Here is a 12669-nt window from a genome sequence, read left to right on the forward strand (position 1 = left end):
AGGAAGCACGGATCCGGTCTCACACACGAGAATCGGCGGTAACACCCATGAATGGAACAGCGCTCGACGGACTGCGCGAACAGCTTCGCGGGCAACTCGTCACGCCCGATGATCCGGACTACGATTCAGCCCGTTCTGTCTACAACGGAATGGTCGACAAACGACCTGCCGGCATCGCCCGTGTGGCGCAGGTTGCAGACGTCATCGCATGCGTTAACTTCGCCAGGGAGAACTCGATGCCCTTGGCCATCAGGGGAGGCGGACACAGCGCTCCCGGTTTCGGGACGTGGGACGACGCCCTGGTGATAGATTTCGCGAACCGCAACGGTGTGCGTGTGGACCCCGAAGCGGCCACTGCCCGCGCCGAGGCAGGGACAACCTGGGCCGATTTCAACCACGCGACGCACGCTTTCGGGCTGGCAACGCCCGGCGGGATCGTCGGGTCCACGGGCATCGCCGGTCTGACCTTGGGCGGCGGCATCGGATACTTGGCCCGGAAGCACGGCCTCTCTTGTGACAACCTGATCTCCGCCGATGTTGTCACCGCGGACGGTAAGTTCCTCGTTGCCAGCGAATCCCGCAATGAAGACCTCTTCTGGGCATTGCGGGGCGGCGGCGGCAATTTCGGCGTGGTGACTTCGCTCGAGTACAAGCTGCACCCGGTGGACATGGTCCACGTTGGCATCGTCATCTACCCGGCCGAACACACGGAAACCGTCGCGAAGTTCTACCGGGATTACATCGAGGATGCGCCGGAGGAGTTCGGGGCATTCCTTGGCTTCCACCAAGGGCCGCCCGTCCCGTTCCTCCCGGAAGAGTGGCACGGCAAGCCGGTGAGTGTCGTCGTCGGGATGTGGACGGGGGACATGGCAGAAGGCGCCGCGCGCTGGCAGCCATTCCTCGACGTCGCGCCCGTGGCCGGGTCCCTCATCGCTCCAATGCCGTACCCCGCACTCAACGTCGCTTTCGACGGACTCAACCCCAAGGGCCTGCAAGGGTATTGGAAAGCCAATTTCATCAGCGAGCTCAATGACGGCATCATCGGGGCACACAAGGAATTCGGTTCCACTGTCACCAGCGTCAACACCTCGGTCCAGTGGTGGTGCCGTCCGCCGCGGCAGGGCAGCTCGAACTGGTCCGCCGGATCGTCAAGGGCATCAAACCAGCACACGTGACGGACGAAATCGAGGTGGCGGGCGCGTGAACCGGAAGCCCATCATCGCGGTGGTGGCATGCGGCATCATTGCCGCCCTGGTACTGGTCTTCGGCGTCAGTTGCGGCGGCGGGAACAACAACGCGGCGGCGCCCAAAGCAGGATCCAGGACAACTACGGTGCCAACTACGACCGCCTGCAAGCCATCAAAGGAAAATACGATCCCGGAAACCTCTTCCACGTGAACCAGAACATCAAACCCGCATGACCTGTTGTCCCCGCCGCTCCCAGTAGGGTTGAAGGCATGAGGTCTTCCTACTGATGGGTCACGGTCATTCCCACGCCCACGCCGAAAATCCGGAGCCTGGCCCGCAAGCGCTCGCGGCACGCAAGCGGGCAAACTGGTTCCTTGTGGCGGTCTTGGCGCCGCTGGCAGTGCTCACGGCCGTAGCAATGTTCCTCATGTGGCCGAGCGGGAGCAAGGAAGGTATTTCCTTCGCCAGCCCGTACCAGGCGGCGCCGGGGGTGACTTTCGATACCGGAAAGATCCAGGCCGTCACCCAGGAGAACTGCACCCAGGGCGTGCCGCCCGCGGGGACAGGCCAGGACCCTGGCAGCCAGCCGCAACAAGGTTCGCAATGCACGTTCGCGTCAACGCAGCCGGACAAGGGCGGCAGCCCCGTCAAAGTGGTCATCAACCCTGATGTTGCCAAGTCGCACGGCGTCAAGGTGGGGGACAGCATCCGCTACTTGAACCTCACCGGCGTGCAGGGCGCGACGGCGGGCAACGGCTCGCCGTCGTACGTTTTCCTGGATTTTGTCCGGAACGTTCCCATGGCGCTCTTGGCGATCCTCTATGCCGTGGTGGTGATCGCGGTCGCACGCTGGCGGGGCTTCAGGGCGTTGCTGGGCCTCGCGGGGGCGTACCTCGTCCTGGTGAGCTTCATGCTTCCGGGATTGGTGGAAGGCAAGCCACCGCTGCTTGTGGCGTTGGTCGGCTCCACTGCGATCATGATGGGCGTCCTCTACTTCGCCCACGGCTTCTCGGCCAGGACCTCCACCGCGCTCCTAGGCACCATTTTCGGCCTTGGCATTACGGCGCTCCTGGCGGCCTGGGCAACTGACGCGGCCAACCTGACGGGGATCGGAACCGGCGAGGGCGCCACGCTCGTGAACATGTCGGACAAGATCTCCCTCTCAGGCATCATCCTGTGCGGCCTCATCATCTCGGGCCTCGGGGTCTTGAACGACGTCACGATCACCCAGGCCTCGGCGGTCTGGGAGCTTTACGAACTGGCACCCGAGACGGGCGCGCGCACGCTGTTCACCTCGGCGATGCGGATCGGCCGTGACCATATCGCCTCCACGGTCTACACCATCGCTTTCGCCTACGCGGGAGCCGCCCTGCCAATCCTCATCATCGTCATGCTGTATGACCGGCCCCTCGTGGAAGCCTTGACGAGCGCCGAACTGTCCGAGGAAGTCGTCCGGACCTTGGTGGGTTCCATCGGACTGGTCCTGGCCATCCCTGTGACGACTTTGATAGCCGTGCTGGTGGTCAAGGCGACAGGACGACGGCGGCTGGCGGTCGCCGTGGATTCCGGGCCGGCTTCGGTAGCGCCCGACGACGGCCCGTTCCGCGAGCTCGAAACCTCGCCCCGGTCGGCGGACGCCTTCGAGTCGTTCGACACCGGTGAGCTGGCGGCCGTCGTCATGACCAGGAGGGCGCGCCGGGACGCCGAGCGCCGGCAGTAACCCGCCCGCCCGAACACCGGTCATGACATTTGTCATCCCGCATTGGTGACACGCGGCCCGGGTGCCGGACCGGGAAAGCGGCTTTGATGGGTAGTGGAGCAAACCATCAGCCAAGGAGCGCCATGACAACAATGAGTGTTCCGGCCGTCCACGCGGCCGGACTGCACAAGAGCTTCGGGAAAGTCCACGCCGTCCGCGGCCTGGACCTGACCGTGCAACCGGGGGAGGTGGTGGCCTTCCTGGGGCCCAACGGCGCAGGCAAGACCACCACGATCGACATGATCCTGGGCCTGAGTGCTCCGGACCAAGGAAACGTTTCCATTTTCGGCCATTCACCCCGCGGAGCCATCGCGCGCGGCCAGGTGGCAGCCGTCATGCAGACCGGCGGGCTGCTGCGTGATATCAGCGTCCGCGAAACCGTTCAACTTACCGCAGCGATGTTCGATTCCGCCCGTCCTGTCGACGAAGTCCTTGCCCGGGCCGGCATTCTGGAGATCGCCGGCCGCAAGGTGGAAAAGTGCTCCGGCGGCCAGCAACAACGGCTGCGCTTCGCCATGGCTCTTGTCTCCGATCCCGGGCTCCTCATCCTGGATGAGCCCACCACGGGCATGGACGTTGCCGGTCGGCGCGATTTCTGGTCGGCCATCAGGGCTGACGCCCTGCGGGGACGGACGGTCATCTTCGCCACTCACTACCTTGAAGAAGCCGATGCCTACGCGGACAGGATTGTCCTGGTCCGGCAAGGGCGCATCGTTGCCGACGGCACCGCCGCTCAGATCAAGAACCTCGCCTCCGGCCGCACCGTCAAGGCCTCCTTGCCGCAGTCGGACCGTGCGCTGCTGGGCGGGATGCCGCCGGCGGAAAGCGTGGAGTACGACGCCGGACGCCTCACCGTCCGCACGGGCGACTCGGACGCGATCGTGCGCTTCCTCCTCAAAACCACGGGAGCCCACGACATCGAGGTTGCCGCCAACAACCTGGAAGAAGCCTTCGTTGCCCTCACCGGAGACGAAGCCTTGACGGACACCACCACGAACGCTTTCGAAGGAGACCCCGTATGAGCACGGCGGCAATCATCCAGGACCGGGTTCCCTCCCGCGGCGGAGTCAACCGCACGTTCCTGTGGATCGAAATCAAACGGATGCTCCGGAACCGCCGGACCATCATTTTCACCTTGGTCATGCCGGCTGTCTTCTTCTTCATTTTCGGCCTGTCCAACAAGGACCAGCACCTGCCGAACGGACACACGTACGGCCAGTACATCCTCATCAGCCTGACGGTGTACGCGGCCATGACGGCGGCCACCGGTGCGGGAAGCCAAGTGGCCGTGGAGCGAGCACAAGGCTGGAGCCGCCAGCTTCGGCTCACGCCTCTCATGCCGGGGGCGTACATCGCGGTGAAGGCATTGGCCGCACTGACACTGTCCTTGGTGGCCGTCATTGCCCAGTTCGCCATCGGTGCCATGGCAGGGGTCACGATGGATGCGCAGACCTGGCTGACGGCTGGCCTCGTCGCCTGGCTCGGTTCCCTGGTCTTCGCTGCCCTGGGGCTGTTCGTGGGGTACCTCATGCCAAGCCAGAACGTCATGCAGATCCTCGGCCCGGCCCTGGCCATCCTCGCCATGCTGGGCGGGCTGTTCATGCCGATCGAGGTCATGGGGGACACCTTTGGCCAAATCGCGAAGTTCACGCCGGCCTACGGGATCGGACAATTGGCCCGAAGCCCCATCACTGGTGAGTTCGACTGGGCGTGGGTGGTCAACGTGGTTCTGTGGCTCGCGGTCTTCGTTGCCGGGGCGGCGATGGCTTTCCGCCGCGACACGAAGCGCGTCTGAAGCGGCCACTAAGGTAAGCACCATGGACAGCGGCGCTTTTACCGGCAGACCCGGGCTTGAGGGACGCGGGCCCCGGGGCTGGTTCATCGGGGCAGGGTTTTCCATCATCTTCTGGACCGGACCAACCTGGAGCCTCGTGTGGTCCGTTGACGAGCCGGGAGCCTGGAAGGCGGCTTCGACGCTGGCCCTCATCGCGTTCTTTGGAGCGTACGTGTACCTGCCGCAGTTCAGTTGGCGCCGGGCCATCCGGACCGGCATCCTGTCAGTCGGCATCCTGGTGGCGTTGAACGCAGTGGTGGTTGCCCTGCTAGGGAAAGACGCGTTGTGGACGTGGACTTTCCTCGCTTGCGCCATCGCCATGACGTCCCTTCCGCGGCGGGCGGACTACTTCCTCATCCTCGCGCTGTCCGGGGCTTCCTTGGTCACGCAACTGCTGACAGGCAACGCTGACCAGGCATACTTCCAGCCGGCAATCATCCTTTCCCTCGGACTCATGATGTCCGCCTTCTCCCGGCTCATCCGGCAGACCCTGCGGCTACGTGAAGCACAGACGGAACTGGCCGATGCCGCGGTGGCAGCTGAGCGCAGCCGCGTAGCCAGGGACATGCACGACATCCTGGGGCATTCCTTGACCGTGATCGCCGTCAAGGCCGAACTGGCCGAGCGTTTGCTGGACACAGCGTCGCCGGATCCTGCCCGGGAAAATGCCGCAATCGACCGTGCCGCCGCCGAAATCGCCGCAGTACAGGACCTCGCGAGGGGTGCGCTCGCCGATGTCCGGGCCACTGTGGCGGGATACCGCGGAGTCAACGTCCTCGCGGAACTGGCAGCCGCCCGGACGGCGCTGGAGTCGGCCGGGATCGATGCCGAATTGCCCGGAACGGTCGAACAGGTTCCCGCGCGGCACCGGGAACTGTTCGGCTGGGTGCTGCGCGAAGGCGTCACGAACGTGGTCCGGCATTCCGGTGCCGCGCACTGCCGCGTCCGGTTCACGCCGTCGAGCGTTTTGGTCGAGGACGACGGCGTCGGGCCGGCGTCGGGGGCACGCCCGGGCAGCGGACTGGCCGGGATCCGGGAGCGCGCCGGTGCTGCGGGAGGAACGGTCAGCACCGGCCCGAGTGAGCTGGGAGGATTCAGATTGGCGGTGCAAGTATGAGTATTCGATTGGTGATTGCCGACGACCAGGCCCTGGTGCGCGGGGCGCTCGCGGCGCTGCTGGGCCTGGAGCCGGACATCGAAGTGGTCGCGGAACTCGGCGATGGAACCGGGGTGGCGGCCGCCGTCGTCGAACATTCCGCCGACGTCGCCATGCTCGACGTCGAGATGCCGGGATTGGACGGGATCAGTGCGGCCGCCGCCGTCCGGCGGGCCGCCCCGTCCTGCAAGGTCCTCATGGTCACCACGTTCGGCCGGCCGGGATACCTCAAGCGCGCGATGCTGGCAGGGGCTTCGGGATTCGTAGTCAAGGACACCCCGGCCCGGCAGCTCGCCGAAGCCGTGCGGAAAGTCCGTCAAGGCCTCCGCGTGGTGGATCCGGCGCTCGCGGCGGAATCGCTGACGGCCGGGGACAGTCCGTTGACGGACCGCGAGGCGGAGGTGCTCAACGCAGCGTCCGACGGCGGTACGGTCGCCAACATCGCGAAGGCCGCGATGCTCTCGGAAGGGACCGTCCGCAACTACCTTTCCTCGGCCATGGCGAAAACCGGCGGTCGGACCCGGGCGGAGGCCGTGCGGATCGCCGAAGACAACGGCTGGTTGCTCTGACTGCCGGAAATCCATCTGGAACACCCGATTTGCCCCGCTTTGAGACAATGGACGGGTGACTGTCGTAGCAACACCCCCTTCGCCCAAGCTTGAACTGCCTCCCCTGCAGCTGGGCAGGATCACAGTGGACACTCCCGTGATCCTGGCCCCGATGGCCGGCATCACCAACTCGGCGTTCCGCCGCTTGTGCCGTGAATACGGCGGCGGCCTGTACGTCGCGGAGATGGTGACGTCCCGTGCCTTGGTGGAACGCACCCCGGAATCGCTCCGGATCATCTCGCATGACGAGGACGAGAAAGTCCGGTCCGTGCAGTTGTACGGCGTGGACCCGGTAACCGTTGGCCAGGCCGTCCGCATGCTTGTCGAAGAGGACCGCGCGGACCACATCGACCTCAATTTCGGCTGCCCCGTGCCCAAAGTGACCCGGCGCGGCGGTGGTTCCGCCCTCCCGTGGAAGATCGACCTCTTCACCTCGATCGTGCAAACGGCGGTCAAGGAAGCGTCCAAGGGCGGCATTCCGTTGACCATCAAGATGCGCAAGGGCATCGACGACGACCACCTCACGTACCTCGACGCCGGCCGGATCGCGCGCGATTCCGGTGTTGCCGCCGTCGCACTCCACGGCCGCACAGCCGCGCAGTTCTACTCCGGGAAAGCCGACTGGTCCGCCATCGCCCGCCTGCGTGAAGCGCTCCCGGACATTCCCGTGTTGGGCAACGGCGATATCTGGTCCGCTGAAGACGCCGTGCGCATGGTGCGTGAAACGGGGATCGACGGCGTCGTCGTCGGACGCGGATGCCAAGGCCGGCCATGGCTCTTCGGTGACCTCCAGGCCGCTTTCGAAGGAAGCGAAAAGCGCCACCGTCCCGGCTTGCGCGAAGTGGCGGACGGTGTATACCGCCACGCGGAGCTCATGGTGGAGACCTTCGGCAACGACGAATACAAGGCGCTCCGCGAGATCCGCAAGCACATCGCCTGGTACTTCAAGGGGTATTCCGTCGGCGGTGAATTGCGGGCCAAGCTGGCCACCGTCCCCACCCTCGAGGTGTTGCGCGAATTGCTGGACGAGCTCGACACGGACTTGCCGTACCCGGGTATCGACTCGGAAGGCCCGCGCGGCCGTGCCGGGACGCCCAAGAAGCCTGCGCTTCCCAAGGACTGGCTGCTCTCACGCCAGATGGACGCGGATCAGACCCGGGATATCACCGCGGCGGAACTGGACGTTTCCGGCGGCTGACCGCCGCGCATGCAAGACTGGCTTCAAGAAGCCATGACGGCTATGGGCCGGTAAGCGGAGGAGGCAGATACCGATGGGAACGAAAGAGATGTCCGCGGCGCGGGCTGCCGAAAACCCCGGGGGCATCCCCGGCTATGGGGATACCGACTCGGAACGCTGGGTGCGGGAACCGCGGAAGAGCACATACCGTTCGGATTTCGAGCGGGACAGGGCCAGGGTCCTGCATTCCTCCGCGTTGCGGCGCCTGGGGGCGAAAACCCAAGTGGTCGCACCGGACACGGACGACTTTGTCCGCACCCGCTTGACGCACAGCCTCGAAGTCGCCCAGGTAGGCCGCGAGCTCGGCCGTGTCCTCGGATGCGATCCGGATGTCGTGGACACCGCATGCCTGAGCCATGACCTCGGACACCCGCCTTTCGGCCACAACGGCGAATCCGCGCTCAATGAGGTGGCCCACGCCATCGGGGGTTTCGAGGGCAACGCCCAGACCCTCCGTTTGCTCACGCGGCTCGAGCCGAAGGTCCTCACGGCCGATGGCCATCCGGCGGGATTGAACCTGACCCGCGCGAGCCTGGACGCAGCCTCCAAATACCCGTGGTCCGCCGTCGACGCCCCCGTCATCCACGGACACCGGAGCAGCAAGTTCGGCGCCTACGAGGACGACCTGCCGGTCTTCGCGTGGCTGCGGGACGGCGCCCCGGGCAACCGCTCGTGCATCGAGGCCCAGGTCATGGACCTTGCCGACGACATCTCGTACTCGGTCCATGACGTCGAAGACGCGATCGTCGCCGGACATTTCCAGCTCAAATGGCTCGACAACCCGGACCACCGGGCCCGCGTGGTGGGGTACACGAAGCAGTGGTACCTCCCACACAACGATCCCGCCGAAATCGATGCCGCGCTCGCCCGCCTCGAAGCCACCAAGGTGTGGGTCCGGGAAGCGGACGGCAGCCGGAAATCCATGGCTGCGCTGAAGGACATGACCAGCCAGTTGATCGGCCGTTTTTGCCAAAGCGCCCTCGAGACCACGCGCGCCCGCTTCGGTCCGGACCGCCTCACGCGCTACGGCGCCGAGCTCATGGTTCCCGACGAAACCGTCACCGAGATCGCCGCGATGAAGGGCCTGGCCACCACCTTCGTGATCTCCACGGAACACCGCCAGCCAGTGTACGAGCGCCAGCGGGAAGTGCTGCACGCCCTCGTCTCCGTGCTCAACGCGAGCGGCGACCGCCATTTAGAACCGATGTTCGCCGCGGACTGGCGCGACGCCAAGGACGACGGCGCGCGGCTGCGCGTCGTGATCGACCAGGTGGCGTCCCTCACCGACGCCTCGGCCTTGGCGATGTACGAGCGGTTGGTGGGCAGCCTCCCGTCGCTCTGGTAGCTTTCCAGGGATCCCGACGGCGATCCAAGCCAACCCTGCGGCGGTTCCGTCCGCCCCTTCCACGTGTAAACGATTGATATCCGATTCAAAGCGTTTACATAGGAAAAAGGCGCACCATGAAGTCAGGGGAAGCGCTGCATGGAGAGGAGCCGTTCATGAGTATCCGGAACAGGGGCAAACGCCTCGCCAGCGGCATCACCGCGGTGGCGGGAGCAGGAAGCCTTGCCGGTGCCGGGATCGTCGCGGCTGTCTTGTACGCGGGGACGCCGGGCAGCGCTTCGCGGGTTGACAACTCCTCTACCAATTCCAATACGTCCGACGGCTCGGTGGGTGGCGATTCCGGGTCGACGTCCGGCGACGGCAGCAACCCGTACAACGGTTTCAGCCGGTCCCGGAACTTCGGCGGGACGAATCCTGTCCAGCCCGGATATGGCGGCGTGACGCACGGGAACTCCTCCGGGTCCTGACATGGGAGGAGAAACGGACGGCAGCGCACAGTCACGGTGGACCGTCTGGGGCCTGGAAGCTTCGATGGTAGTGACCGACGCCGGTGTCCTCGCGGCAGCCGAAGATATAGTCCGGTCCGTCCTGGCCGAGATCGACCAGGCATGCAGCCGTTTCCGGGCCGACTCGGAACTCATGCGGCTCCAACCGGTCCTGGCCCAAGGGGCAAGTGTCAGCCCGACCCTCCTAACCCTGGTGAATCACGCCCTCGATGCCGCCCGCTGGACCGACGGTGATGTTGATCCGACCCTTGGCGCCGATTTGACCGCCCTCGGGTACGACCGGGACATCGTCAGCGTGAAGTTGTCCCCGGACAGCCTTACCGGTGGCGGGGCTCTCAACCTGGACCGTGGTGAGGCTTCCCTGCCTTCCCGCACGGGTTCAGGATGGGCGAGGGTCACGGTCGACGGCGATGTCCTGACGGTTCCTGCCGACCTCCGCCTTGATTTAGGGGCGACCGCGAAAGCTCATGCCGCCGACCGCGCCGCGGCGATGGTCCACTCCGTTCTTGGCTGTGGCGTCCTCGTCAGCCTGGGTGGCGATATTGCGACGGCCGGCACGGCACCGCTACCTGGAGCGTGGCAGGTCCTGGTCCAGGACTTGCCGTCCGATCCGCTCCAACGAATCTCCCTGGAGCCCGGGTTCGCCGTTGCAACCTCGAGCACGCAAAAACGGCGTTGGAAGCACGGAGGAAAGGACGTTCACCACATTCTTGATCCGCGCTTCGGGCTGCCCGCGGAGGACGTGTGGCGGTCGGTGACCGTCGCTGCCCGGAGTTGCCTCGAGGCCAACGCGTTCAGCACCGCCGGCGTCGTTCGCGGCCTTGCCGCTCCTGGCTGGTTCCGCTCCATGAGGGTGTCCGCAAGGTTGGTCGACCGGGAAGGACGCGTGGTGACCACGGGAGGTTGGCCGAAGGAGAACTACGTCCGGGAAGAGGCGGTAACCCATGGATGAGGCGATGTGGGCCTTCGGGAGGGCCAGCGGATTCGTCTCCCTTGCGCTTTTCACGGCCTCGGTCCTTTTGGGCATCGTCAACCGTTCCGGCAGGCCCCTGTTGACCCTGCCAAGGTTTTCCATCAGCATCCTGCACAGGAACATCGCCCTCCTCGCCACAGTGTTCCTCGGCTTGCACGTCGGCTCCTTGATGTTGGATCCGTTTGCCAGGTTGCGGCCGGTGGACGTCCTTGTGCCCTTCCTGGGTTCCTACAGGCCGCTTTGGCAGGGGCTTGGGACTGCGGCTCTCGACCTTCTGGTCGCTGTGGTGGTCACGGCCCTCCTGCGCCAGAGAATCGGCCTGCGAACGTTCAAAGCTGTGCATTGGTTCGCGTATGCCGCCTGGCCTGTTGCGATGGCGCACGCCCTCGGCAACGGCACGGACGCGGGCAGCGCATGGTTCCTCGCATTGGCTGTTGCGTCGGCGGCTGTGGTTGTCGGTGCGTTGTTATGGCGGCTCTCCGCGACATTCCTCGAAACCACCAGGGCCCGTCAAGGGAGGCCGCTATGAACGTGCACGCCGGCGTGGACCAGCAGGCCACGCGCCGTCCACAACAGCAGGTCCACCCCAAGGCAACGCGGCCTTTTCCTTCCCGGCTGATGGCCGCGGGACCGGCTGCCGGCTTGGCTGCCCACCTGGCTACCTTCGGCCCCCTGTACGCTGACGCCGCCGCGTCGCTTCCTGGCATGCTGGAGGCAGCCGGGCTGACGGGACGCGGCGGCGCTGCCTTCGCGACGTGGCACAAGGCATTGTCCGCCAGCCGTTCCGGGAGGCCAGGCAATTCCGGGAAGCAAGGAGCCGTGGCTCCTGTGGTCATTGCGAACGGGGCCGAAGGCGAACCGCTGAGTTTCAAAGACCGCACGCTGCTGGCCAACGCCCCGCACTTGGTGATCGACGGATTGCTCGCAGTGGGCCGGGCTGTGTCCGCAGCACAGGTGTATATCTACGCTTCCAGCGTCAGCCTGCCCGGAGTTGCCCGAGCCGTCGCTGAGCGCCCGGGTTCACCCGGAATAGTGCTCGTGGAAGCCCCTCCGGGCTTTATTTCGGGCGAGGCGAGCGCCGTTGTGAACTACCTCGCAACAGGTGCCGCGATCCCGTTCGACAAACAGGGGCGGCTCAGCGAAACGGGGTTCAAGGGGCAGCCCGCGGTAGTGCTCAACGTGGAAACCCTGGCACACATCGCCTTGATTGCGAGGTACGGCCCGGATTGGTTCCGCGAAGTCGGCACGCCAGAGGACCCCGGCACCCGGCTCGCTTCAGTGTCGGGCGGGGCGCCGGAGGACGACTTTGTGCTGGAACTACCAGGGGGAGCGGTGCTCACCGACGTGCTCTTGGCCGCGGGAACCAACCTTGCCAACGTCTCGGCCGTGCTCGTGGGTGGCTACCATGGCCGGTGGGTCCGCCCGGAACCATACTTGATCTCGCCTTTCGGCCCGGCCCACCACGTGGTCCGGCCTGGCGCCGGTGTGATCCATTCGATCGCCGCCGGACAATGCGGACTGCAGGTGACCGCCGGCATGGCCCGATACCTTGCCGGCGAATCCGCCAAACAATGCGGACCGTGCATGTTTGGACTACCCGCGATGGCTTCGGTTTTCGAACGGCTCGCGGCAGGAGTGCCGGATCCGCGGCTGCCGACCGAAGTGGATCGCCTCGCGGCGCTCGTTGCCGGCCGCGGTGCCTGTCGCCACCCGGACGGTACCGCACGATTGGTCACCAGCGCGCTCGACGTGTTCTCGGACGATGTCCAGGCGCACCTCTCGGGACGTTGCCTGTCGGCAAGGCGAAACTAGCCATGGGAACTATCCTGCATATCGACTGGACCAAGTGCGACGGGCGCGGACTCTGCACGGAGTTGCTCCCGGCACTGCTGGGCCGCGACGATTGGGGCTACCCCGTTGCCCTCGGCTACCAGGGCCAAGCCCGTACCGATGTCCCGATTGAGCCGCGTGACGAGGAAGCTGCACAAGAAGCAGTCTCCCTGTGTCCGACCATGGCGCTCGCACTGAGGAAGGCCACCTCCCGCGGCGACTAAGATGGTTGG

14 protein-coding genes are annotated in these 12669 nt (G+C 65.7%); all 14 read left to right on the forward strand.

All coding sequences use genetic code 11. The annotated features are described in order from the left end of the window. Window positions 1-47 precede the first annotated feature (47 nt). The 14 genes from ABCW42_RS06805 (at window position 48) to ABCW42_RS06870 (ending at window position 12660) form a co-directional block, all read left to right on the forward strand. Window positions 48-1175 carry an FAD-binding oxidoreductase gene (locus ABCW42_RS06805; protein ID WP_423184131.1) on the forward strand — a complete coding sequence of 376 codons (1128 nt, stop codon included), beginning with the start codon at window positions 48-50 and terminating at the stop codon, window positions 1173-1175. A gap of 57 nt (window positions 1176-1232) precedes the next feature. Further along, window positions 1233-1421 (forward strand): BBE domain-containing protein, encoded by a 189-nt coding sequence (locus ABCW42_RS06810; RefSeq protein ID WP_423184132.1) that lies wholly within the window; start codon window positions 1233-1235, stop codon window positions 1419-1421. Between the two features lie 53 nt (window positions 1422-1474). Continuing rightward, window positions 1475-2908: a YibE/F family protein gene (locus tag ABCW42_RS06815; RefSeq protein WP_423184133.1), complete on the forward strand. Its 1434-nt coding sequence runs from the start codon at window positions 1475-1477 to the stop codon at window positions 2906-2908. Between the two features lie 122 nt (window positions 2909-3030). Further along, the gene (locus ABCW42_RS06820) at window positions 3031-3969 is read left to right on the forward strand and encodes an ABC transporter ATP-binding protein (RefSeq protein WP_423184134.1); all 939 of its coding nucleotides are present in this window, start codon (window positions 3031-3033) and stop codon (window positions 3967-3969) included. Continuing rightward, window positions 3966-4742 carry an ABC transporter permease gene (locus ABCW42_RS06825; RefSeq protein WP_423184135.1) on the forward strand — a complete coding sequence of 259 codons (777 nt, stop codon included), beginning with the start codon at window positions 3966-3968 and terminating at the stop codon, window positions 4740-4742. The genes ABCW42_RS06820 and ABCW42_RS06825 overlap by 4 nt, the downstream gene beginning before the upstream one ends. Window positions 4743-4764: 22 nt before the next feature. Beyond that, window positions 4765-5898, forward strand: coding sequence for a sensor histidine kinase (locus tag ABCW42_RS06830; protein ID WP_423184136.1), 1134 nt, complete (start codon window positions 4765-4767; stop codon window positions 5896-5898). Beyond that, window positions 5895-6506, forward strand: coding sequence for a response regulator (locus ABCW42_RS06835; RefSeq protein WP_423184137.1), 612 nt, complete (start codon window positions 5895-5897; stop codon window positions 6504-6506). The genes ABCW42_RS06830 and ABCW42_RS06835 overlap by 4 nt, the downstream gene beginning before the upstream one ends. A gap of 55 nt (window positions 6507-6561) precedes the next feature. Then, window positions 6562-7743 carry a tRNA dihydrouridine synthase DusB gene (gene dusB, locus ABCW42_RS06840; protein WP_423184138.1) on the forward strand — a complete coding sequence of 394 codons (1182 nt, stop codon included), beginning with the start codon at window positions 6562-6564 and terminating at the stop codon, window positions 7741-7743. A gap of 73 nt (window positions 7744-7816) precedes the next feature. Beyond that, complete coding sequence (locus ABCW42_RS06845) at window positions 7817-9127, forward strand: deoxyguanosinetriphosphate triphosphohydrolase (protein ID WP_423184139.1); 1311 nt, start codon at window positions 7817-7819, stop codon at window positions 9125-9127. A 155-nt stretch (window positions 9128-9282) separates the two neighbouring features. After that, window positions 9283-9594, forward strand: a complete 312-nt coding sequence (locus tag ABCW42_RS06850) for a hypothetical protein (RefSeq protein WP_423184140.1) — start codon at window positions 9283-9285, stop codon at window positions 9592-9594. Window position 9595: 1 nt separating this feature from the next. Further along, window positions 9596-10585: an FAD:protein FMN transferase gene (locus ABCW42_RS06855; RefSeq protein ID WP_423184141.1), complete on the forward strand. Its 990-nt coding sequence runs from the start codon at window positions 9596-9598 to the stop codon at window positions 10583-10585. Continuing rightward, window positions 10578-11135 (forward strand): ferric reductase-like transmembrane domain-containing protein, encoded by a 558-nt coding sequence (locus tag ABCW42_RS06860; RefSeq protein WP_423184142.1) that lies wholly within the window; start codon window positions 10578-10580, stop codon window positions 11133-11135. Before ABCW42_RS06855 ends, ABCW42_RS06860 begins: the two co-directional genes overlap by 8 nt. Further along, on the forward strand, window positions 11132-12418 hold the full coding sequence (locus ABCW42_RS06865; protein WP_423184143.1) for an NADH-ubiquinone oxidoreductase-F iron-sulfur binding region domain-containing protein: 1287 nt from the start codon (window positions 11132-11134) through the stop codon (window positions 12416-12418). Before ABCW42_RS06860 ends, ABCW42_RS06865 begins: the two co-directional genes overlap by 4 nt. A 2-nt stretch (window positions 12419-12420) precedes the next feature. Then, window positions 12421-12660, forward strand: coding sequence for a ferredoxin (locus tag ABCW42_RS06870; protein WP_423184144.1), 240 nt, complete (start codon window positions 12421-12423; stop codon window positions 12658-12660). Window positions 12661-12669: the final 9 nt, after the last annotated feature.

This window comes from Arthrobacter sp. NyZ413 (genome assembly GCF_049390645.1).
Lineage (GTDB): Bacteria > Actinomycetota > Actinomycetes > Actinomycetales > Micrococcaceae > Arthrobacter.